At 67.2% G+C, this 21,663-nt stretch carries 21 protein-coding genes; 17 read left to right on the top strand and 4 right to left on the bottom strand.

Annotated elements, in window-relative coordinates:
- Positions 1-7: 7 nt before the first annotated feature.
- From KXD97_RS13095 to KXD97_RS13110, 4 genes are all read left to right on the top strand, one after another.
- Positions 8-3,958, top strand: a complete 3,951-nt coding sequence (locus tag KXD97_RS13095) for a DNA-directed RNA polymerase subunit beta' (RefSeq protein WP_260757196.1) — start codon at positions 8-10, stop codon at positions 3,956-3,958.
- 93 nt (positions 3,959-4,051) lie between these two features.
- Positions 4,052-5,038 (top strand): calcium/sodium antiporter, encoded by a 987-nt coding sequence (locus KXD97_RS13100; protein WP_260757197.1) that lies wholly within the window; start codon positions 4,052-4,054, stop codon positions 5,036-5,038.
- A gap of 37 nt (positions 5,039-5,075) precedes the next feature.
- Positions 5,076-5,825: a deoxyribonuclease IV gene (locus KXD97_RS13105; protein WP_260757198.1), complete on the top strand. Its 750-nt coding sequence runs from the start codon at positions 5,076-5,078 to the stop codon at positions 5,823-5,825.
- 106 nt (positions 5,826-5,931) lie between these two features.
- Positions 5,932-7,068: a phosphatase PAP2 family protein gene (locus KXD97_RS13110; RefSeq protein ID WP_396885146.1), complete on the top strand. Its 1,137-nt coding sequence runs from the start codon at positions 5,932-5,934 to the stop codon at positions 7,066-7,068.
- Here KXD97_RS13110 and purU read toward each other — a convergent pair.
- The gene (gene purU / locus KXD97_RS13115) at positions 7,000-7,881 is read right to left on the bottom strand and encodes a formyltetrahydrofolate deformylase (RefSeq protein ID WP_260757199.1); all 882 of its coding nucleotides are present in this window, start codon (positions 7,879-7,881) and stop codon (positions 7,000-7,002) included. The two genes, KXD97_RS13110 and purU, sit on opposite strands and share 69 nt — an antisense overlap.
- A gap of 86 nt (positions 7,882-7,967) precedes the next feature.
- Between purU and KXD97_RS13120 the strand changes: the two genes are divergently transcribed.
- A complete protein-coding gene (locus KXD97_RS13120) occupies positions 7,968-9,653 on the top strand; it encodes an acyl-CoA dehydrogenase family protein (protein ID WP_260757200.1) in 1,686 nt (561 codons plus the stop codon).
- A gap of 15 nt (positions 9,654-9,668) precedes the next feature.
- Here the strand turns inward: KXD97_RS13120 and KXD97_RS13125 are convergent, their stop codons facing one another.
- Positions 9,669-10,046: a DUF2267 domain-containing protein gene (locus KXD97_RS13125; RefSeq protein ID WP_260757201.1), complete on the bottom strand. Its 378-nt coding sequence runs from the start codon at positions 10,044-10,046 to the stop codon at positions 9,669-9,671.
- Positions 10,047-10,225: 179 nt separating this feature from the next.
- Here KXD97_RS13125 and KXD97_RS13130 point away from each other — a divergent pair, with 179 nt between their 5' ends.
- Genes KXD97_RS13130 through KXD97_RS13140 form a run of 3 tightly spaced genes read left to right on the top strand, consistent with a single transcriptional unit; the run spans position 10,226 to position 12,642 of the window.
- On the top strand, positions 10,226-11,164 hold the full coding sequence (locus KXD97_RS13130) for a crotonase/enoyl-CoA hydratase family protein (protein ID WP_260757202.1): 939 nt from the start codon (positions 10,226-10,228) through the stop codon (positions 11,162-11,164).
- A 9-nt stretch (positions 11,165-11,173) separates the two neighbouring features.
- Positions 11,174-11,887 carry a PaaX family transcriptional regulator C-terminal domain-containing protein gene (locus KXD97_RS13135; protein ID WP_260757951.1) on the top strand — a complete coding sequence of 238 codons (714 nt, stop codon included), beginning with the start codon at positions 11,174-11,176 and terminating at the stop codon, positions 11,885-11,887.
- Positions 11,884-12,642, top strand: a complete 759-nt coding sequence (locus tag KXD97_RS13140) for a crotonase/enoyl-CoA hydratase family protein (protein ID WP_260757203.1) — start codon at positions 11,884-11,886, stop codon at positions 12,640-12,642. Before KXD97_RS13135 ends, KXD97_RS13140 begins: the two co-directional genes overlap by 4 nt.
- 6 nt (positions 12,643-12,648) lie before the next feature.
- On the opposite strand, the gene KXD97_RS13145 is transcribed toward KXD97_RS13140, so the two are convergent.
- Positions 12,649-13,059 (bottom strand): DUF3060 domain-containing protein, encoded by a 411-nt coding sequence (locus KXD97_RS13145; RefSeq protein ID WP_260757204.1) that lies wholly within the window; start codon positions 13,057-13,059, stop codon positions 12,649-12,651.
- Between the two features lie 2 nt (positions 13,060-13,061).
- Positions 13,062-13,388 (bottom strand): DUF3060 domain-containing protein, encoded by a 327-nt coding sequence (locus KXD97_RS13150; RefSeq protein WP_260757952.1) that lies wholly within the window; start codon positions 13,386-13,388, stop codon positions 13,062-13,064.
- A gap of 118 nt (positions 13,389-13,506) precedes the next feature.
- Between KXD97_RS13150 and KXD97_RS13155 the strand changes: the two genes are divergently transcribed.
- From KXD97_RS13155 to KXD97_RS13195, 9 genes are all read left to right on the top strand, one after another.
- Positions 13,507-14,058, top strand: a complete 552-nt coding sequence (locus KXD97_RS13155) for a DUF3558 domain-containing protein (RefSeq protein ID WP_260757205.1) — start codon at positions 13,507-13,509, stop codon at positions 14,056-14,058.
- Position 14,059: 1 nt separating this feature from the next.
- A complete protein-coding gene (locus tag KXD97_RS13160; RefSeq protein ID WP_260757206.1) occupies positions 14,060-14,590 on the top strand; it encodes a DUF3558 domain-containing protein in 531 nt (176 codons plus the stop codon).
- Positions 14,591-14,646: 56 nt separating this feature from the next.
- Positions 14,647-15,222, top strand: coding sequence for a TetR/AcrR family transcriptional regulator (locus KXD97_RS13165; RefSeq protein ID WP_260757207.1), 576 nt, complete (start codon positions 14,647-14,649; stop codon positions 15,220-15,222).
- A gap of 285 nt (positions 15,223-15,507) precedes the next feature.
- Complete coding sequence (gene rpsL / locus KXD97_RS13170; protein ID WP_003929602.1) at positions 15,508-15,882, top strand: 30S ribosomal protein S12; 375 nt, start codon at positions 15,508-15,510, stop codon at positions 15,880-15,882.
- Positions 15,882-16,352: a 30S ribosomal protein S7 gene (rpsG, locus tag KXD97_RS13175; protein ID WP_260757240.1), complete on the top strand. Its 471-nt coding sequence runs from the start codon at positions 15,882-15,884 to the stop codon at positions 16,350-16,352. The genes rpsL and rpsG overlap by 1 nt, the downstream gene beginning before the upstream one ends.
- Positions 16,353-16,433: 81 nt before the next feature.
- Positions 16,434-18,536, top strand: a complete 2,103-nt coding sequence (fusA, locus tag KXD97_RS13180; protein WP_396885152.1) for an elongation factor G — start codon at positions 16,434-16,436, stop codon at positions 18,534-18,536.
- Positions 18,537-18,621: 85 nt separating this feature from the next.
- Positions 18,622-19,812: an elongation factor Tu gene (tuf, locus tag KXD97_RS13185; RefSeq protein ID WP_067961228.1), complete on the top strand. Its 1,191-nt coding sequence runs from the start codon at positions 18,622-18,624 to the stop codon at positions 19,810-19,812.
- A 210-nt stretch (positions 19,813-20,022) separates the two neighbouring features.
- Positions 20,023-20,802, top strand: a complete 780-nt coding sequence (locus tag KXD97_RS13190) for a cutinase family protein (protein WP_396885401.1) — start codon at positions 20,023-20,025, stop codon at positions 20,800-20,802.
- Between the two features lie 25 nt (positions 20,803-20,827).
- The gene (locus KXD97_RS13195; protein ID WP_260757242.1) at positions 20,828-21,655 is read left to right on the top strand and encodes an SHOCT domain-containing protein; all 828 of its coding nucleotides are present in this window, start codon (positions 20,828-20,830) and stop codon (positions 21,653-21,655) included.
- Positions 21,656-21,663 lie beyond the last annotated feature (8 nt).

The following is a 21,663-nucleotide window of genomic DNA, read 5'->3' on the forward strand; positions in this document are numbered from 1 at the left end:
GAGTTACGTGCTAGACGTCAACTTCTTCGATGAACTCCGCATCGGTCTCGCGACCGCGGACGACATCCGCAACTGGTCATTCGGTGAGGTCAAGAAGCCGGAGACCATCAACTACCGCACGCTCAAGCCCGAGAAGGACGGCCTGTTCTGCGAGAAGATCTTCGGACCGACTCGCGACTGGGAGTGCTACTGCGGCAAGTACAAGCGCGTCCGGTTCAAGGGCATCATCTGTGAGCGCTGCGGCGTCGAGGTGACCCGTGCCAAGGTGCGTCGTGAGCGGATGGGCCACATCGAACTGGCCGCACCCGTCACGCACATCTGGTACTTCAAGGGCGTGCCGAGCCGGCTGGGCTACCTGCTGGACCTGGCCCCGAAGGATCTCGAGAAGATCATCTACTTCGCGGCCTACGTGATCACCGCGGTCGACGACGAGATGCGGCACAACGAGCTGTCCACGCTCGAGGCCGAGATGGCCGTCGAGCGCAAGGCCATCGAGGACCAGCGCGACGCCGATCTGGAGGCCCGCGCCCAGAAGCTCGAGGCCGACATGAAGGAGCTCGAGGAAGAGGGCGCCAAGTCCGACGTCAAGCGCAAGGTGCGCGACGGCGGTGAGCGCGAGATGCGCCAGCTGCGCGACCGGGCTCAGCGTGAGCTCGACCGGCTCGACGAGATCTGGACGACGTTCACCAAGCTGGCTCCCAAGCAGCTGATCGTCGACGAGCTGCTCTACCGCGAGCTGCAGGACCGGTACGGCGAGTACTTCGAGGGCGCCATGGGCGCGGAGTCGATCAAGAAGCTCATCGAGAACTTCGACATCGACGCCGAGGCCGAGTCGCTGCGCGACACCATCCGCAACGGCAAGGGCCAGAAGAAGCTGCGGGCGCTCAAGCGACTCAAGGTCGTCGCCGCGTTCCAGACCAACTCGAACTCGCCGATGGGCATGGTTCTGGACGCCGTGCCGGTGATCCCGCCGGAACTGCGCCCGATGGTGCAGCTCGACGGTGGCCGCTTCGCGACGTCGGACCTCAACGACCTGTATCGCCGCGTCATCAACCGCAACAACCGGCTCAAGCGACTGATCGATCTCGGCGCGCCCGAGATCATCGTCAACAACGAGAAGCGCATGCTTCAGGAGTCGGTGGACGCGCTGTTCGACAACGGCCGCCGCGGCCGTCCGGTGACCGGGCCGGGCAACCGCCCGCTCAAGTCGCTGTCCGATCTGCTCAAGGGCAAGCAGGGCCGCTTCCGGCAGAACCTGCTCGGTAAGCGCGTCGACTACTCGGGCCGTTCGGTCATCGTGGTCGGCCCGCAGCTGAAGCTGCACCAGTGCGGTCTGCCGAAGCTGATGGCTCTCGAGCTCTTCAAGCCGTTCGTGATGAAGCGTCTGGTCGACCTGAACCACGCGCAGAACATCAAGAGCGCCAAGCGCATGGTCGAGCGTCAGCGCCCCCAGGTGTGGGATGTCCTCGAAGAGGTCATCGCCGAGCACCCGGTGCTGCTGAACCGTGCACCTACGCTGCACCGCCTGGGTATCCAGGCCTTCGAGCCGCAGCTGGTGGAGGGCAAGGCCATCCAGCTGCACCCGTTGGTGTGTGAGGCGTTCAACGCCGACTTCGACGGTGACCAGATGGCCGTGCACCTTCCGCTGTCGGCGGAGGCGCAGGCCGAGGCCCGCGTCCTGATGCTGTCCTCGAACAACATCCTGTCGCCGGCGTCGGGCCGCCCGTTGGCCATGCCGCGTCTGGACATGGTGACCGGCCTGTACTACCTGACCACCGAGATCGAGGGTGACAAGGGCGAGTACACCCCGGCAGCCGACGATCAGCCGGAGAGCGGTGTGTACAGCTCGCCGGCCGAGGCCATCATGGCGATGGACCGTGGCGCGCTGAGTGTGCGGGCCAAGATCCGGGTGCGGCTGACGCAGCTGCGCCCGCCGGCCGACGTCGAGGCCGAGCGGTTCCCGGACGGCTGGAACCCGGGCGACGCCTGGACCGCCGACACCACGCTGGGCCGTGTGCTGTTCAACGAGCTGATGCCACGGGGCTATCCGTTCGTCAACGAGCAGATGCACAAGAAGGTGCAGGCGCGGATCATCAACGATCTGGCCGAGCGCTACCCGATGATCGTGGTCGCGCAGACCGTGGACAAGCTCAAGGATGCCGGCTTCTACTGGGCCACCCGTTCGGGTGTCACCGTGTCGATGGCCGACGTGCTGGTGCCGCCGGAGAAGCAGGAGATCCTCGAGCGCTACGAGGCCGAGGCCGACGGCATCGAGAAGCAGTACCAGCGCGGCAAGCTCAACCACGACGAGCGCAACGAAGCGTTGGTGAAGATCTGGCAGGACGCGACCGAAGAGGTCGGTCAGGCGCTGCGGGCGCACTACCCGAAGGACAACCCGATCATCACGATCGTGGATTCGGGTGCCACGGGTAACTTCACCCAGACGCGGACGCTGGCCGGCATGAAGGGTCTGGTGACCAACCCGAAGGGTGAGTTCATCCCGCGTCCGATCAAGTCCTCGTTCCGCGAGGGCCTGACGGTGCTGGAGTACTTCATCAACACCCACGGCGCCCGTAAGGGTCTGGCGGACACCGCGCTTCGTACCGCCGACTCGGGCTACCTGACCCGTCGTCTGGTCGACGTGTCGCAGGACGTCATCGTCCGCGAGACCGACTGCGAGACCGAGCGCGGCATCACCGTCACGCTGGCCGAGCTGCAGGGCGACTCGCTGGTGCGCGATCAGCACATCGAGACCTCCGCGTACGCGCGGACGCTGGCCACCGATGCGGTCGACGCCGACGGCAACGTCGTCGTCGAGCGTGGGCACGACCTCGGTGACCCGGCCATCGATGCGCTGCTGGCCGCCGGTATCACCGAGGTCAAGGTCCGCTCCGTGCTGACCTGCGGCACCGGCACCGGTGTGTGCGCGATGTGCTACGGCCGTTCGATGGCGACCGGCAAGCTGGTCGACATCGGTGAGGCTGTCGGCATCGTGGCCGCGCAGTCGATCGGTGAGCCCGGCACGCAGCTGACCATGCGTACCTTCCACCAGGGTGGCGTCACCGGCGGTGCCGACATCGTGGGTGGTCTGCCCCGCGTGCAGGAGCTGTTCGAGGCGCGTATCCCGCGCAACCGGGCTCCGATCGCCGACGTCTCCGGCCGCGTGCGCCTGGAGGAGAGCGACAAGTTCTACAAGATCACCATCGTTCCCGACGACGGGGGCGAGGAGGTCGTGTACGACAAGCTCTCGCGTCGTCAGCGCCTGAAGGTGTTCAAGCACGACGACGGCTCCGAGCGTCTGCTGACCGACGGCGACCACGTCGAGGTCGGCCAGCAGCTGCTGGAAGGCTCGGCCGACCCGCACGAGGTGCTCCGCGTCCAGGGCCCGCGCGAGGTGCAGATCCACCTCGTCAAGGAGGTCCAGGAGGTGTACCGCGCCCAGGGTGTGTCGATCCACGACAAGCACATCGAGGTCATCGTCCGGCAGATGCTGCGCCGCGTGACGATCATCGACTCGGGCTCGACGGAGTTCCTGCCCGGTTCGCTGACCGAACGTGGCGAGTTCGAGACCGAGAACCGTCGGGTGGTCGCCGAGGGCGGCGAGCCCGCGGCCGGTCGTCCGGTGCTGATGGGTATCACCAAGGCGTCGCTGGCCACCGACTCGTGGCTGTCGGCGGCGTCGTTCCAGGAGACCACCCGTGTGCTGACCGATGCGGCGATCAACTGCCGCAGCGACAAGCTGCAGGGTCTGAAGGAGAACGTGATCATCGGCAAGCTGATCCCGGCCGGCACCGGCATCAACCGGTACCGCAACATCCAGGTTCAGCCGACCGAGGAGGCCCGGGCCGCGGCGTACACGATCCCGTCCTACGAGGATCAGTACTACAGCCCGGACTTCGGTCAGGCCACCGGCGCTGCGGTGCCGCTGGACGACTACGGCTACTCGGACTACCGGTAAGTCGACGAAAGAGCCCTCACCCCGCCGGGGTGGGGGCTTTTTCGTGCGCGGGCACGGTAGGTGTGACCGGGCTGCGGCGAGTAATCTCCCGGAATGCTGGTCGATGCGCTGTGGTTCCTGATCGGACTGGCGGTGCTGATCGCCGGCGCGGAGATCATGGTCCGGGGCGGCGCCGTGGTCGCGGCCCGGCTGGGCATCAGCCCCATCATCATCGGGCTGACCGTGGTCTCGATCGGCACCAGCATGCCCGAGCTTGCCGTTGGCGTGGTGTCGGCCGGTGGAGGCAACGGTGCGCTGGCGGTCGGCAACATCGCCGGCACCAACGTCGTCAACATCCTGCTCATACTCGGCCTGAGCGCGCTGTTGGTCCCGCTGAGTCTTCAGATGCGCACGAACCGGTTCGAGCTGCCGATGATGGCCGCGGCGGCGTTGCTGTTGTGGGCGCTGGCCGCCGACGGCCGGCTCTCCCGGCTCGACGGCGCCATCCTGGTGACCGCCGCCGTCGGCTACACCGCCGCGGTGATCTGGTCAGCGAGGCGCGAATCGCGGGCCATCGCCGAGGAGTTTGCCGCCGAGTTCGGGACGGAGCCGGTCCAGGCGACGGTCACCGACGTCCGGCGCCGGACCATGACCCACGTCGGTATGACGATCGGCGGCATCGTCGTCGTCGTGATCGGCGCCGACTGGCTCGTCGACGGAGCGGTCGGGATGGCCCGGCAGTTCGGCGTCTCGGACGCGCTGATCGGACTCACCGTGGTGGCCATCGGAACCTCGGCGCCCGAGCTGGTGACCACCGTCGTGACGACAGTGCGCGGCGACCGCGACATAGCGATCGGCAACCTCATCGGGAGCAGCATCTACAACATCCTGCTGATCCTCGGCGTGACGTGTCTGGTGCCCGCCGAGGGCCTGTGGCTGCCCTCCAGCCTGGTCGACATCGACATCCCGATCATGGTCGCGGTCGCGCTGATCTGCATTCCGATCTTCCTGTCGGGCCGCAGGGTGAGCCGGGCGGAAGGCGGCGGCATGGTGGGGGCCTACCTGGCATACCTGGGCTTCCTGCTCGCAGCGCAGACATGAGGCCGGTCCGTCGGCGCCCGTCACTAGACTCGGCGACGTGCTCATAGGTTCGCATGTCCACGGAGACGACCCCCTGGCCGCGGCGCAGTCCGACGGCGCCGATGTCGTGCAGTTCTTCCTCGGGAATCCGCAGAGCTGGAAGAAGCCCAAACCCCGCGAGGACGCCGAGGCGCTCAAGGCCTCGCCGATCCCGGTCTATGTGCACGCGCCGTATCTGATCAACGTCGCGTCGGCCAACAACCGGGTGCGCATCCCGTCGCGCAAGATCTTGCAGGACACGTGCGATGCGGCCGCCGACGTCGGCGCCACCGCGGTGATCGTGCACGGTGGCCACGCCGACGACAACGACATGGAGGCCGGCTTCGAGCGCTGGGTCAAGGCGCTCGATCATCTGGACACCGACGTGCCGGTCTATCTGGAGAACACCGCCGGTGGCGACCACGCCATGGCGCGGCACTTCGACACCATCGCCCGGCTATGGGACCGCATCGGCGACACCGGCATCGGGTTCTGCCTGGACACCTGCCACGCCTGGGCGGCCGGCGAAGCGCTGGTCGACGCCGTGGAACGCATCAAGGGAATCACCGGCCGCATCGACCTGGTGCACTGCAACGACTCCCGCGATGCGGCCGGTTCCGGCGCCGACCGGCACGCGAACTTCGGCTCGGGCCAGATCGACCCGCAACTGCTGGTCGCCGTGGTCAAGGCAGCCGGTGCGCCGGTCATCTGCGAGACCTCCGACGAGGGCCGCAAAGACGACATCGCTTTCCTCCGCGAACACCTCTAGAGGCCCTGCCACCCGCTTTGTCGCTGAACGGTTATCCAACACCTGGTGGCGAGGCGGTTAAATAGGGAAGCGCCGGGAACCCGGCGCGCCCTGTCGAAAGGCCTCCGTGTCCGCGATTGACGATCAGCCGTCGATTGCGCTGACGTCTGAGGTCACCACCGAACCGCCGGTCGACCGGCGTGGCCGCAGGCTGCGGATCGTCCGATGGGTCACCGTCGGGGTGTGGGCGACGGTCGTGGTGTGGCGCACCGTCACCGACGGGTTCGCGTTCAACCGAGAACTGTTGTTGCTCTATATCTGCACCGGACTTGCTGCCGCGAGCATCGGCCAGGGTAGGCGGGTCTTCTACGTCGTGCGGGACTGGCTGCCGTTCGCGCTGGTGCTGATTGCTTACGACCTCAGCAGGGGTGCCGCCACGCTCGTCGGCCGGCCCACACTGTGGCACTGGCAGGCCGACGCAGACCGTTGGATGTTCTTCGGCAACATGCCGACCGTATGGCTGCAGGAGCGCTTGAAGCTGCCGTACCCGCCGTGGTGGGAGGTGGTGATCAGCAGCGTCTACATGTCGTTCTTCATCCTCCCGTACGTGATCGCGGGGATCCTGTGGCTGCGCGACCGCGAGGAATGGAAGGCGTTCGTACGGTTGTTCGTCGGCCTGAACTTCGCGGCGCTGATCGTCTACGTCCTGCTGCCCGCCGCGCCGCCGTGGGCGGCGGCGCGCTGCACACCGGATGACGTCCAGGGCGGCCCGTCCGGTCCGCGGTGCATGTTCGGTTCCGCCCGCGGTGTCCCCGACGGCGGGGTGCTCGGTTCGATGCAGTTCAGTCAGGACGGCGCCCACGACTGGGTGGAACGCATCGTCGGCCGTGGCTGGGGCAAGCTGAACCTCCACTCGGCCACGGCGCTGCTCGATCAGGGGCAGGCGAGCGTCAACCTGGTCGCGGCCATCCCCTCGCTGCACGCCGGGATGTCGGCGGCGCTCGCGGCGTTCCTGTGGAACCGGGTGCAGCGCGGCTGGCGCCCGCTGCTGGTGGCGTATCCGCTGATCATGGCGTTCGCCCTCGTCTACAGCGCCGAGCACTACGTGATCGACCTGCTGCTCGGCTGGGCGCTGGCCGCGGCGGTGATCGCCCTGCTCGGCTGGTACGAGCGGCGCCGGCAGAATCGCAGGTCTTCAGAAGACGATGGTCTGGTTGCCGAAGCGGATGATGCGATCCTGGCGATGCCACAGCACCGCACGTGACAGCACCGCCCGTTCCACGTCGGCGCCGAGACGCGCCAGATCGGTGACGTCGTGGCGGTGGTCGACGCGCACCACGTCCTGCTCGATGATCGGACCCTCGTCGAGGTCGTCCGTCACGTAGTGGGCGGTGGCGCCGACGAGTTTCACGCCGCGTTCCTTCGCACGGTGGTACGGTGCGGCGCCGATGAACGCCGGCAGGAACGAGTGGTGGATGTTGATCAGCGGACACCCGACCTCCTCGATGAAGCGCGGGCTCAGGATCTGCATGTAGCGGGCGAGCACCACGAGGTCGGCGTTGCCGCGCAGCAGGTCCAACTGGCGCTGCTCGGCCTCTGCGCGAATCCCCCTGTGCGCCGGGATGTGGATGAACGGCACGCCGAAAGGGCGCACGTCGTCGGCGAGGTCGGGATGGTTGGCGATCACCATCACCACCGACATGTCGAGCTCACCGCGGCGGTTTCGCCACAGCAGATCGAGCACGCAGTGGTCCTCGCGCGAGGCCATGATCACGACGCGTTTGGGCTTCGCCGCCTCCGTGAGGCGGAAGTCCATGCCGAATTCGTCGGCCACGTGCTCTGCGAAGGATCGTTCCAGCGCGTCTCGCACCGCCGTCAGACCCGCCAGATGGAAGATCGTGCGCTGCATGAAAATCCCGCCGGACTGCGCCGTCGAGTGCTGGTCGAGGGAAATGATGTTGGCGCCACGACCGGCGAGGAACCCGCTGACAGCGGCGACCAGGCCGGGACGGTCCTCGCAGCGCAGCAGAAGGCGCCCGACGTCTCTGCCCGATACCGCGGACGTGCGGTCGTCCACTCGGGCAGCTTAACGTCGGCCCGCCGGCCATCAGGGCGACGTTACATGTTCTTGTGCAGCCGTCGAGAAAATGTAACAGTGTGTGCATGCCTACTGCTCCAACGCTGTACACCTCCGCGGGCACGCACGTCGTCGCCAATCAGGTCCCCCTGCTGGAGGACTTCAACCCGGCCGCGTCCCCTGTCCTCGCCGAGGCGCTGATCCGCGAAGGCGGGGATTGGGGCGTCGACGAGGTCCACGAACTGGGCGCAGTGGCCGGCGGCCGCAAAGCCCAGCGCTGGGGCGAACTCGCCGACCGCAACCGTCCTGTCCTGCACACCCATGACCGCGTCGGCCATCGCGTCGACGAGGTCGAGTACGACCCCGCCTACCACGAACTGATGAGCGTCGCCATCGGGCACGGTCTGCACGCGGCACCGTGGGCCGACGACCGACCGGGTGCGCACGTGGTGCGCGCCGCCAAGATGTCGGTGTGGACGCCGGAGGCTGGACACGTCTGCCCGATCTCGATGACCTACGCCGTCGTCCCGGCCCTGCGCCACAATCCGGAACTGGCGGCGCTCTACGAGCCGCTGCTGACCAGCCGAATCTACGACCCCGAACTCGCCGTGCCGGCGACCAAGCCCGGCCTCACCGCGGGGATGTCGATGACCGAGAAGCAGGGCGGCTCCGACGTCCGGGCCGGCACCACGCAGGCTGTCCCTACAGGCGACGGCACCTACCGGCTGACCGGGCACAAGTGGTTCACGTCCGCGCCGATGTGCGACCTCTTCCTGGTGCTCGCCCAGACGCCCGGCCGGGGCGAGCGAAGCGACGGGAAATCAGGCGGGCTGAGCTGCTTCTTCCTGCCGCGGATCCTGCCCGACGGCTCCCGCAACCGGATGTTCCTGCAGCGCCTCAAGAACAAGCTGGGCAACCACGCCAACGCGTCCAGCGAGGTGGAGTATGACGGGGCGACGGCGTGGCTGGTCGGGGAGGAAGGCCGCGGGGTGCCGACCATCATCGAGATGGTCAACCTGACCCGGCTGGACTGCACGCTGGGCAGCGCGACGAGCATGCGCAACGGGCTGACGCGCGCGGCCCACCATGCCCAGCACCGCAAGGCGTTCGGCGCGTACCTGATCGACCAGCCGCTGATGCGCAACGTGCTCGCCGACCTCGCGGTCGAGGCGGAGGCCGCGACCATGCTGGCGATGCGGATGGCCGGCGCCACCGACCGCGCCGTCCGCGGCGACGAACGCGAAACCCTGCTCCGCAGAATCGGATTGGCGGCCGCCAAGTATTGGGTGTGCAAGCGAGCCACGCCGCATGCCGCCGAGGCGATGGAGTGTCTGGGCGGCAACGGCTATGTCGAGGACTCGGGGATGCCGCGGCTGTACCGGGAGGCGCCGCTGATGGGCATCTGGGAGGGCTCGGGCAACGTCAGCGCGCTGGACACGTTGCGGGCCATGGCCACCCGGCCGGAGTGCGTCGACGTGCTGTTCGACGAGCTCGCCACCACAAAGGGGCACGACGCCCGCCTGGACGCCCACGTCGAACGTCTGCGGCCCCAGCTCGGCGATCCCGAGACCATCCAGTACCGCGCCCGCCAAGTCGCGGAGGACATCTCGCTGGCACTGCAGGGGTCGCTGCTGGCGCGCCACGGACATCCCGCGGTCGCCGAGGCGTTCCTGGCCAGCAGGCTCGGTGGTCAGTGGGGTGGCGCCTTCGGCACGCTGCCCATCGGCCTGGATTTGGCGCCGATCATCGAGCGTGCTCTGGTCAAGGCATGACGCGGTCGTGGCCACCTACCGCGGCGGGATGCCCACTCTCTTGAAGTCGTCAGGCAGTTGACTGAGGACGTCGTTGAACTCACCCGGTGTGACGGCATCGCGCAGGGTGTCGAAGACCGCGTCGACAGCCAGCTCGGCCGTATTGACGTCGGTCCCACTACGGTCGGCGACGCGGCGAACGAACTCGACGAAATCGAAGGCCTCGGCTTCTTCCTTCGCGGGCAGCAATGGGTTCTGGAGCGGAACAGGCAACTGGGCGGCGAGGTCGCGGGCCTCGCCGCCGGTGATGCGTTCGGCAAGTGTAGCCAGCACCGCGCGGGTGAGTGTCTCGGCTTCTGATTGGCTGACACCGACTCCGGAGGCCACTCTGGAGATGAACTCGTCATATTTCATGTCCGTCAGGATCGTCGGGCCCGCCGCGCGATTTCTCCACCCGCGCGAGCTAAATTCGTCCTTGGGAATCGGCCCGAAATGGCTGTTACGGCTGTTGTGCGACTGTCGAGAAAACGTAACATGAAAGACATGCCAGATACCCAGCTAGAGGACCTCAACCCGACAATGGTCAAAGCCTGATGACCCACGCGATCAGGCCCGTCGACTTCGACAACCTGAAGACGATGACCTACGAGGTCACCGACCGAGTCGCCCGTATCACCTTCAACCGCCCCGAGAAGGGCAACGCGATCATCGCCGACACGCCCCTGGAGCTCTCGGCGCTCGTCGAACGCGCCGACCTCGACCCGGACGTCCACGTGATCCTGGTATCCGGCCGCGGGGAAGGCTTCTGTGCGGGTTTCGACCTGTCGGCATACGCAGAGGGATCCTCGTCGGCGGGTGGCGGCAGCCCCTACCGCGACACCGTGTTGTCCGGCAGGACCCAGGCGATTAACCATCTGCCCGATCGGCCGTGGGATCCGATGATCGACTATCAGATGATGAGCCGTTTCGTGCGGGGCTTCTCCAGCCTGATGCGGTGCGACAAGCCGACCGTGGTGAAGATCCACGGCTACTGCGTGGCCGGCGGCACCGACATCGCGCTGCACGCCGATCAGGTGATCGCCGCCGCGGACGCCAAGATCGGCTATCCGCCCACCCGGGTGTGGGGTGTGCCCGCGGCGGGCATGTGGGCCCACCGGCTGGGCGATCAACGCGCCAAACGTCTTCTGCTGACCGGGGATTGCCTCACCGGCGCACAGGCCGCCGAGTGGGGCCTGGCCGTGGAGGCCCCCGACCCGGCCGACCTCGACGACCGCACCGAGCGACTGGTCGAACGGATCGCCGCCGTGCCGGTCAACCAGCTGATCATGGTCAAGCTCGCGATGAACAGCGCGCTGTACAACCAGGGCGTCGCCAACAGCGCGATGATCTCGACGGTGTTCGACGGTATCGCCCGCCACACGCCGGAGGGGCACGATTTCGTCGCGCAGGCCCGCGAACACGGCTTCCGTGAGGCGGTGCGTCAACGAGACGAACCGTTCGGTGACCACGGCCGTACCACCTCCGGGGTGTGACCGATGCGGATGACGGCCCGCTCGGTGGTGCTGAGCGTGCTGCTCGGCGCCCACCCGGCGTGGGCGACCGCCGCCGAATTGATCCGGCTCACCAGCGATTTCGGGATCCGGGAGTCGACGGTGCGGGTGGCCCTGACGCGCATGGTCGGCGCCGGAGACCTGGTGCGGTCGCAGGACGGCTACCGGCTCTCGGACCGGCTGCTGGCCCGCCAGCGCCGGCAGGACGACGCGATCACCCCGCGGCGGCACGACTGGGACGGTAGCTGGACCACTCTGATCATCACCAGTGTCGGCACGGACGCCAGGACCCGGGCCCAGTTGCGGAACTCTTTGCAGGACAGGCGTTTCGGTGAGCTGCGGGAGGGTGTCTGGATGCGCCCGGCGAACGTCGACCTCGACCTCGGCCCCGACATCACCGCACGGGTGCGTGTGCTGCGGGCCCGCGACGGTGACCCGGTGGCGCTGGCCGCCCAACTGTGGGATCTGGCCGGCTGGGCGGCGCGCGGACGGGAACTTCTCGCCCGGATGGCCGCCGCGCGAGACGTTCCACAACGGTTCGTGGTCGCGGCGGCGATGGTGCGTCACCTGCTCACCGATCCGGTGCTGCCCGACGACCTGCTGCCCGCTGACTGGCCCGGCGCGCGGTTGCGCGCCGCCTACGAAGACTTCGCCGCCGAGATGGTCTCGCGGCGCGACGGTGTGGAACTGACGGAGGCCCGATGAGTGTGAGGGTGGAGAAGAACGGCGCGGTGACGACGGTGGTGCTGGACCGCCCCCGCGCGCGCAACGCCGTCGACGGCCCGACGGCGCTGGAGCTGCACGCCGCGTTCGAGGAGTTCGACAAGGACGAGTCGGCCGCCGTCGCCGTGCTCTGGGGCGACAACGGAACCTTCTGTGCCGGAGCCGATCTCAAGGCGATGGGCACGCCGCAGTCGAATCCGGTGCACCGCACCGGACCGGGGCCGATGGGGCCGAGCCGGATGGTGCTGTCCAAACCGGTGATCGCCGCGATCAGCGGATACGCCGTCGCCGGCGGGCTGGAACTGGCGCTGTGGTGCGACATGCGGGTGGTCGAGCAGGACGCCGTGATGGGGGTGTTCTGCCGTCGCTGGGGCGTCCCGTTGATCGACGGCGGCACCGTGCGACTACCGCGGCTGATCGGGCACAGCCGAGCGATGGACCTGATCCTGACCGGACGCGCGGTCGATGCGGACGAGGCCTTCGCCATCGGCCTGGTCAACCGGGTGGTGCCGAAAGGGCAAGCGCGGCACCGGGCCGAGGAACTGGCCACCGAGCTGGCCGCCCTGCCGCAGCAGTGCCTGCGGTCGGACCGGATGTCGGTGCTGAGCCAGTGGGGCATGTCGGAGGCCGAAGCGATGGACGTCGAGTTCGGCAGTCTGTCGCGGGTGGCGCCCGAATCGCTGGAGGGCGCGGCCCGGTTCGCGTCCGGCGCCGGCCGGCACGGCCAGAAGGCGTAGCAGCGGTCAGCCCTTGGTGATGCTGTTGTTGCTGCCGGTGTCGTTGACCTTGGGATCGCCGTCGCGATAGGTGACGGTGTTGTTCAGCCCGACCACGGACAGCTCGGTGTCCACGCGGTCGATGGAGATTTTGTTGTCGGCGCCGCCGATGTTGACGTTCGCGCACGTACCGACCACCGTCAACGTGTTGTTGGAACCTCCGACATTCAGTGACTTGCCGTCGGCGCAGTCGATCTCCGCGGTGGTGCCGAACGACCCGTAGTTGATGGTGTTGCCGATCTCGACCTGCGCCCCCGACGTTCCGGCCGTCGCCGTCGGCCTATTGGTGTCGTCACTGGTGGATCCGCATCCGGTGAGTACCACCGCGAAGGTCGCGGCGCCGGCAAGTCCGAGAAGTGGCAGGCGACGAAGCAGCATGCCTAGGCGGGTACCCGATCGATGCGGTTTGTCATCCCCAATTCGCGGCCGCGGTCCCACAGGACCGGCTCGCCGTTTTTATAGAACACCGTCTGATCCCAGCCGTACACCGTGATGTCGTTGATCACGTTGTCGGCGATCACCACGTTCGACGAACCCTGGACCGTCACCGCCCAGCAGGTTCCGAGCGCGTTGATCCGGTTGTTGTTGCCCAAAACGATCAGCGTGGCTTGATTGCAGTCGATGGTCTGCTCGATGCCGATCCCGGTGATGTGCGTATCGCCGTTTTTGGCGTGCGCCGCCGGATTCACCGAGGCCAGTGCAGCCATCACCACAAGTCCGCTCACCGTGCACAGACGCCCGCCAACCGATGAAGTCACACCGGCAGCCTACGACGTCGCGCGCTCGCACTGTCGGGGTTCACCAAGACAGGTAGCGTGAGCTGCGATGCTCCGGGTGATTGGTGGTGTCGGACGGTCCCTCGCCGTGGCGCTCGCCACGACGGCGACGGTTGCGGGCTGTGCGCAGACCGTGACCGGCACGGCGCAGCGTGCCGACGTCGTCGCCGTGGACGCCGACCGGAGCTACGGCTACCTCGAGAACCGCTGCGGCCTGCTCGACGACACCACCGTCGCGGCCATGCTCGGCGCCGACGCGATCACCCGGCCTTACAGCGGGGCGGTGTGCCAGTACATCCTCTCCCGCCGCGCGGCTGGGACGGCGACCGTCGACGTGACGTTCTCCTGGTTCGACGCCGGGAACCTGCAACGCGAACGCGACCTGGCCGCCGCCCGCGGCGCCGCCGTCACCGACGTCGTGGTCGAGCGGCGCAAAGCCTTCGCCGCGCGCCGCGACACCACCGGGGCCGCCTGCTCGGCCACGGCTGCGGCGGGCTCGGGAGTGCTGAGCTGGTGGGTGCAGTACCGGGGGCAAACCACCGGCGATCCGTGCATCGACGCCGAGAAACTGCTGTCGGCGACACTGCGCTCGGACATGTGACGTGAGCATTCGCATCACCGCCCGCCTCTGCGCGGGCCTGGCGATCGGCGTGCTGCTGGCCGGATGCGGCGGGCCCGAGCACGACGGCGCGGACGGGCCGGCTGTGCCGACGGGCGCTGCGGGCTTCGACAGCGTGGACTGCAACGGCATCACCGACGCCGACATCGCCGCCGCGACCGGCCCCGACATGTACGAACCCGCGGTGGTCAGCGACGCCGGCTGCTTCTGGCAGGAGGACACCATGACCGACAGCGTCGGCGCCGGCATGGGTATCTCCACGTGGTGGTACCGCGGCAGCGACATGAACACCGAGCGGGAACTCGAAGAGCGCGCCGGCCGCACCCTGACCGAGATGACCGTCGACGGCAACAAGGGTTTCAAGGCCTATGACGAGACCGCCTGCAGCATCTATGTCGCCAAGGGGGCCGACGTGATCACCTGGTCGATCCAGACGATGAACGCCACCGCCATGCCCGATCTGTGCGGGGTGATCGAACAACTGGCGCAGCTCAGCCAGCAGCGGGTGAACTAGAGTTGCTCGCTGGCCCGGCTCATCCCGGGCGACCTGACCGACGCGAGGGGGATGGCATGGCTGCTCGGCCGCCGCGATCCGCCAAGCTCAGTCGCGACACCATCGTCAACGCCGCGCTGACCTTCCTGGACCGCGAGGGCTGGGATGCGCTGACCATCAACGCCCTGGCCAATCAGCTCGGCACCAAGGGGCCGTCGCTCTACAACCACGTGCACAGCCTCGACGACCTGCGCCGCACGGTGCGCATGCGGGTGGTCGGCGACATCATCGACATGCTCAACACCGTCGGGCAGGGCCGCACCCCCGACGACGCGGTGATGGTCATGGCCAGCGCGTACCGCAGCTACGCGCATCACCACCCGGGCCGGTACTCGGCGTTCACCCGGATGCCGCTCGGGGGCGACGACCCGGAATTCACCGAGGCGACGCACGCCGCGGCGGCGCCCGTCATCGAGGTGTTGGGCACGTTCGGGCTGGAGAGCGAGGCCGCGTTCCACGCCGCGCTGGAGTTCTGGTCGGCGATGCACGGGTTCGTGCTGTTGGAGATGACCGGGGTGATGGCGGGCATCGACACCGACGCCGTGTTCACCGACATGGTGGCCCGGCTGGCCGCCGGTATGCGCCTCCGCTGAGCAGTAACGATCGGAGATTCGCAGGTCAGCGGGTTTTGTTGAGGTATGCGGCCCTGGTATTGTGGACGTTCGTGCCTGGCTGATACGGCGCAGCATGCCTGTACGCCGGGCGAATTCGCATGTCTCGCTCTCGCGGGGTGCCGTGAAACTGTCCTGCAGTCAGCGGCGGCCGCATGCGACACGCCCGGACGCGGGGTAACCCTCGCGGGCATAACAGCAGTACAGAGAACTTAAAACGAACCAAGCACGCACGTCAGAACGACGAGGAACAGAGAAAGCCGGTACATGCCAACCATCAACCAGCTGGTCCGTAAGGGTCGCCGCGACAAGATCGCCAAGGTGAAGACCGCGGCCCTCAAGGGCAGCCCGCAGCGTCGCGGCGTGTGCACCCGCGTGTACACCACGACCCCGAAGAAGCCGAACTCGGCACTTCGCAAGGTCGCGCGCGTGCGCCTGACCAGCGCGGTCGAGGTCACCGCATACATCCCGGGTGAGGGCCACAACCTGCAGGAGCACTCGATGGTGCTGGTGCGCGGCGGCCGTGTGAAGGACCTCCCCGGCGTGCGGTACAAGATCATCCGCGGGTCACTGGACACGCAGGGCGTCAAGAACCGTAAGCAAGCCCGCAGCCGCTACGGCGCGAAGAAGGAGAAGAGCTGATGCCGCGCAAGGGACCCGCGCCCAAGCGTCCGTTGGTCAACGACCCGGTCTACGGGTCGCAGCTGGTCACCCAGCTGGTCAACAAAGTGCTGCTGGACGGGAAGAAATCGCTGGCCGAACGCATTGTTTACGGTGCGCTCGAACAGGCCCGTGAGAAGACCGGCACCGACCCCGTGGTCACGCTGAAGCGGGCCATGGACAACGTCAAGCCGGCGCTCGAGGTCCGTAGCCGCCGCGTCGGTGGCGCCACCTACCAGGTGCCCGTCGAGGTCCGTCCGGACCGTTCGGTCACCCTGGCCCTGCGGTGGCTGGTCAGCTTCTCCAAGCAGCGTCGCGAGAAGACCATGGTCGAGCGCCTGGCCAACGAGATCCTCGACGCCAGCAATGGCCTGGGTGCCGCCGTCAAGCGGCGCGAGGACACCCACAAGATGGCTGAGGCCAACCGCGCCTTCGCGCACTACCGCTGGTGATCGCACGCCCGCGGGCAATGCTCGCGGGCGTGAGTAGCCACAGCTGACGACAGCAACGATCAAGCGAGAGAGAAGACTTCCGTGGCACAGGACGTGCTGACCGACCTGAGCAAGGTCCGCAACATCGGCATCATGGCCCACATCGATGCCGGTAAGACGACGACGACCGAGCGCATCCTCTACTACACCGGTGTGAACTACAAGATCGGTGAGACGCACGACGGTGCCTCCACGACCGACTGGATGGAGCAGGAGCAGGAGCGGGGCATCACGATCACCTCGGCTGCCGTCACCTGTTTCTGGAACCAGAACCAGATCAACATCATCGACACCCCGGGACACGTCGACTTCACCGTCGAGGTGGAGCGGTCCCTGCGCGTGCTCGACGGTGCGGTCGCCGTCTTCGACGGCAAGGAAGGCGTCGAGCCCCAGTCCGAGCAGGTGTGGCGTCAGGCCGACAAGTACGACGTGCCGCGCATCTGCTTCGTCAACAAGATGGACAAGCTCGGCGCGGACTTCTACTTCACCGTGCGCACCATCGAGGAGCGCCTCGGCGCCAAGCCGCTGGTCATCCAGCTGCCGATCGGTGCCGAGAACGACTTCATCGGCATCATCGACCTGGTCGAGATGAAGGCCAAGGTGTGGCGCGGCGAGACCGCCCTCGGCGAGAAGTACGAGGTCGAGGACATCCCCGCCGATCTGGCCGACAAGGCCGAGGAGTACCGCACCAAGCTGATCGAGACGGTCGCCGAGACCGACGAGGCGCTGCTGGAGAAGTACTTCGGCGGTGAGGAGCTGTCGGTCGAGGAGATCAAGGGCGCGATCCGCAAGCTGACCGTGGCCAGCGAGCTGTACCCGGTGCTGTGCGGCAGCGCGTTCAAGAACAAGGGCGTGCAGCCCATGCTCGACGCGGTCATCGACTACTTGCCGTCGCCGCTGGACGTCGAGTCCGTGCAGGGTCACGTGCCCGGCAAGGAAGACGAGGTCATCACCCGGAAGCCGTCGACCGACGAGCCGTTCTCGGCGCTGGCCTTCAAGATCGCCGTGCACCCGTTCTTCGGCAAGCTGACCTACGTCCGCGTGTACTCGGGCACCGTCGAGTCCGGCTCGCAGGTCGTGAACTCGACCAAGGGCAAGAAGGAGCGGCTGGGCAAGCTGTTCCAGATGCACGCCAACAAGGAGAACCCCGTCGAGCGTGCCTCGGCCGGCCACATCTACGCCGTGATCGGGCTCAAGGACACCACCACCGGTGACACGTTGAGCGACCCCAACGACCAGATCGTGCTGGAGTCGATGACGTTCCCGGATCCGGTCATCGAGGTCGCCATCGAGCCCAAGACCAAGAGCGACCAGGAGAAGCTGGGCACCGCGATCCAGAAGCTCGCCGAAGAGGACCCGACCTTCAAGGTGCACCTGGACCAGGAGACCGGCCAGACCGTCATCGGCGGCATGGGCGAGCTCCACCTGGACATCCTGGTCGACCGCATGCGCCGCGAGTTCAAGGTCGAGGCCAACGTCGGCAAGCCGCAGGTGGCCTACCGCGAGACCATCCGCCGCAAGGTCGAGAAGGTCGAGTACACCCACAAGAAGCAGACGGGTGGCTCCGGTCAGTTCGCGAAGGTGCTCATCGACCTCGAGCCGTTCAGCGGCGAGGACGGTGCCACCTACGAGTTCGAGAACAAGGTCACCGGTGGCCGCATCCCGCGCGAGTACATCCCGTCGGTGGATGCCGGTGCGCAGGACGCGATGCAGTACGGCGTGCTCGCCGGCTACCCGCTGGTCAACGTGAAGGTCACCCTGCTTGACGGCGCGTTCCACGAGGTCGACTCGTCGGAAATGGCGTTCAAGGTGGCCGGCTCCCAGGTGCTGAAGAAGGCCGCGCAGGCTGCGCAGCCCGTCATCCTGGAGCCCATCATGGCCGTCGAGGTCACCACGCCCGAGGATTACATGGGCGACGTGATCGGCGACCTGAACTCCCGCCGTGGTCAGATCCAGGCCATGGAGGAGCGGAGCGGTGCCCGTGTCGTCAAGGCGCAGGTTCCGCTCTCGGAGATGTTCGGCTACGTCGGAGACCTCCGGTCGAAGACCCAGGGCCGGGCGAACTACTCCATGGTGTTTGACTCGTACGCCGAGGTTCCGGCGAACGTGTCGAAGGAGATCATCGCGAAGGCGACCGGACAGTAACCCCGGTCGGTTCGCGAAGAACCACAACTGCAAAGATCAACCCTGCTTTACAGAAAGCACCAACACAGTCCAGGAGGACACCACAGTGGCGAAGGCGAAGTTCGAGCGGACGAAGCCGCACGTCAACATCGGGACCATCGGTCACGTTGACCACGGCAAGACCACGCTGACTGCAGCAATCACCAAGGTTCTGCACGACAAGTACCCCGATTTGAACGAGTCGCGCGCATTCGACCAGATCGACAATGCGCCCGAGGAGCGTCAGCGCGGTATCACCATCAACATCTCCCACGTGGAGTACCAGACCGACAAGCGTCACTACGCACACGTCGACGCCCCCGGTCACGCTGACTACATCAAGAACATGATCACCGGTGCCGCCCAGATGGACGGCGCGATCCTGGTGGTCGCCGCCACTGACGGCCCGATGCCGCAGACCCGCGAGCACGTGCTGCTGGCCCGCCAGGTCGGCGTGCCCTACATCCTGGTGGCCCTGAACAAGGCCGACATGGTCGACGATGAGGAGCTCATCGAGCTCGTCGAGATGGAGGTCCGCGAGCTGCTGGCCGCCCAGGACTTCGACGAGGAAGCTCCGGTCGTCAAGGTCTCGGCGCTCAAGGCGCTCGAGGGCGACGAGAAATGGGTCAAGTCGGTCGAGGAGCTCATGGAGGCCGTCGACGAGTCGATCCCGGATCCGGTCCGCGAGACCGAGAAGCCGTTCCTGATGCCCGTCGAGGACGTCTTCACGATCACCGGCCGCGGCACCGTGGTCACCGGTCGCGTCGAGCGCGGCATCATCAACGTGAACGAGGAAGTCGAGATCGTCGGCATCCGTCCCGACACCACCAAGACCACGGTCACCGGTGTCGAGATGTTCCGCAAGCTGCTCGATCAGGGCCAGGCCGGTGACAACGTCGGTCTGCTGCTGCGCGGCATCAAGCGCGAGGACGTCGAGCGTGGCCAGGTTGTGGTCAAGCCCGGCACCACCACCCCGCACACCGAGTTCGAGGGCAGCGTCTACATCCTGTCCAAGGACGAGGGCGGCCGCCACACGCCGTTCTTCAACAACTACCGGCCGCAGTTCTACTTCCGGACCACGGACGTGACCGGCGTGGTGACCCTGCCCGAGGGCACCGAGATGGTGATGCCCGGTGACAACACCGACATCTCCGTCAAGCTGATCCAGCCCGTCGCCATGGACGAGGGCCTGCGCTTCGCGATCCGCGAGGGCGGCCGTACCGTCGGCGCCGGCCGGGTTACCAAGATCATCAAGTGATCTAGCTTCACCACACAAGGTGGCGCTCACCCGAACGGGTGGGCGCCACTTTTGTGTGGGGGAAGCCGTGTAACGCCCCCGACGGCAAGTCCGATGTATGGTGCGACGGCTGTCGAGGGGTCGGCCGGGTTCGAAGTGAAGAGGTTCGTAGTGAGCAGTTCTGGCATTGCCGCAGTCGCGGGCGCCGCCGTTCTCGGCGGCGCTGCCATCATGGGCTTGACGGCCGGTACCGCATCCGCCCAGCCCGCCTGTCCCGATGTCCACTGGATCGGCGCCGCCGGTTCCGGCGAGCGCGCCGGTGACCCGTCCGCCGACGCGGGCATGGGGCGGGTCGTTTACAAGTCCTACCGCGACTTCGCGTCGCTGGTGCAGCAGACCGGCCGGACGATCACCGCCGAGGCCGTGAACTATCCCGCCACCGAGGTGCCCGAAGACGGCGGCATCCTGGACTGGGCCGGTTTCATCGGCAGCGTCGACACCGGCACGGCCGCGCTCGGCCAGCAGTACCAGGCGTTCGTCGCGCAGTGCCCGTCCACCCAGGTGGTGCTGGCCGGCTACTCGCAGGGCGCCATGGTCGTGCACCGCAACCTGCATTCCCTCGACGCCAGCCCGAACCTGGCGGCCGCGCTGCTCGTCGCCGACGGCGACCGGTTGCCGCAGGACCCGACCATCAACATCGGCTCGGTGGTGTCGGTGCCGGGCGCCGGCAAGGGCGTCGCGCAGGACTGGCCGATCCTCGCTCATGCGCCTGCACCGTTGCCGCCCACGATGGGCGCCCGGACGATCAGCGTGTGCGATCTCGGCGACGCGGTGTGCGACTACGATCCCGAGGTCGAGGACGAGATGAACCCGGCGGCGGTGGCGGTGCACACCAGCTACGCCCGCCGGGCCAGCGCGATGGATCCGTGGACGATGCCGCTGTACCAGCTCGTCAGTCAGGCTCCCGCGCCGCTGCCCGCGGCTCCCGTGCAGGTAACAGCAGGTTCCTGAGCCCTTCAACGGTCATAATCACCGCATGTCGACTTTCTGGCGATATGTGAAGATCCAGCTCTTCGTGCTGCTCTGCGGCATCGTCGGTCCCATCTTCCTGGTGATCTACTTCGCGACCGGCGGTGACCCGCTGATGAAGTGGATGTTCTGGGTCGGTCTGTTGATCACCGCCGTCGACGTGCTGATCGCGCTGGTGATCACCAACCTCGGGGTCCGCTCGGCGGCCAAGAAGCAGGCGCTGGAGGCCTCCGGCGTGCTGGCCCTGGGGCAGGTCGTCGGCATCCACGAGACCAACACCCGGATCAACGACCAGCCGCTGGTCAAGCTCGACCTGCAGGTGTCCGGCCCCGGCATCACGCCGTTCTCGACGCAGGATCAGGTCGTCGCGTCGGTGAGCCGGCTGCCGATGATCACCAGCCGTAAGCTCGCTGTGCTGGTGGACCCCACCACGAACGACTACCAGATCGACTGGGAGCGCAGCGCTCTGGTGAGCGGGATGATGCCTGCGACGTTCAGCGTCTCCGACGACAACCGGACCTACGACCTCACCGGCCAGACCGACGCGCTGATGGAGATCCTGCAGGTGCTCAAGGCCCACGGCATCGGGATGGACGCCATGATCGACCTTCGTTCCAATCCCGCGGCGCGCCAGCAGGTGCAGAACATCGTCCGCCAAGCCGCCGCTGCGCAGGTCCCGCCGCCACCGGTGCCGGCGGCCACCGCCTACCTGGCGCCGTCGGCCGAACCGACCACGGCGCAACGTCTTCAGGAGCTCGAGACCCTCCGCGCCACCGGTTCGATCACCGATGACGAGTACGCCGCCAAGCGCCGGCAGATCATCGCGGACCTGTGATCGGCGGA

Origin of the sequence: Mycobacterium sp. SMC-8 (genome assembly GCF_025263565.1) — a bacterium.
In the GTDB taxonomy this organism is placed as follows: domain Bacteria; phylum Actinomycetota; class Actinomycetes; order Mycobacteriales; family Mycobacteriaceae; genus Mycobacterium.

Coding starts and splice junctions, on each gene's coding strand:
- KXD97_RS13150 (WP_260757952.1), bottom strand. CDS start 13,388: ATGGCTGCACTGGCCTCGGTGAATCCGGCGGCGCACGCCAAAAACGGC.
- KXD97_RS13145 (WP_260757204.1), bottom strand. CDS start 13,059: ATGCTGCTTCGTCGCCTGCCACTTCTCGGACTTGCCGGCGCCGCGACC.
- KXD97_RS13120 (WP_260757200.1), top strand. CDS start 7,968: ATGCCTACTGCTCCAACGCTGTACACCTCCGCGGGCACGCACGTCGTC.
- KXD97_RS13130 (WP_260757202.1), top strand. CDS start 10,226: ATGACCCACGCGATCAGGCCCGTCGACTTCGACAACCTGAAGACGATG.
- KXD97_RS13100 (WP_260757197.1), top strand. CDS start 4,052: ATGCTGGTCGATGCGCTGTGGTTCCTGATCGGACTGGCGGTGCTGATC.
- rpsG (WP_260757240.1), top strand. CDS start 15,882: ATGCCGCGCAAGGGACCCGCGCCCAAGCGTCCGTTGGTCAACGACCCG.
- KXD97_RS13125 (WP_260757201.1), bottom strand. CDS start 10,046: ATGAAATATGACGAGTTCATCTCCAGAGTGGCCTCCGGAGTCGGTGTC.
- KXD97_RS13195 (WP_260757242.1), top strand. CDS start 20,828: ATGTCGACTTTCTGGCGATATGTGAAGATCCAGCTCTTCGTGCTGCTC.
- KXD97_RS13165 (WP_260757207.1), top strand. CDS start 14,647: ATGGCTGCTCGGCCGCCGCGATCCGCCAAGCTCAGTCGCGACACCATC.
- rpsL (WP_003929602.1), top strand. CDS start 15,508: ATGCCAACCATCAACCAGCTGGTCCGTAAGGGTCGCCGCGACAAGATC.
- KXD97_RS13135 (WP_260757951.1), top strand. CDS start 11,174: ATGACGGCCCGCTCGGTGGTGCTGAGCGTGCTGCTCGGCGCCCACCCG.
- KXD97_RS13140 (WP_260757203.1), top strand. CDS start 11,884: ATGAGTGTGAGGGTGGAGAAGAACGGCGCGGTGACGACGGTGGTGCTG.
- KXD97_RS13155 (WP_260757205.1), top strand. CDS start 13,507: ATGCTCCGGGTGATTGGTGGTGTCGGACGGTCCCTCGCCGTGGCGCTC.
- KXD97_RS13190 (WP_396885401.1), top strand. CDS start 20,023: ATGGGCTTGACGGCCGGTACCGCATCCGCCCAGCCCGCCTGTCCCGAT.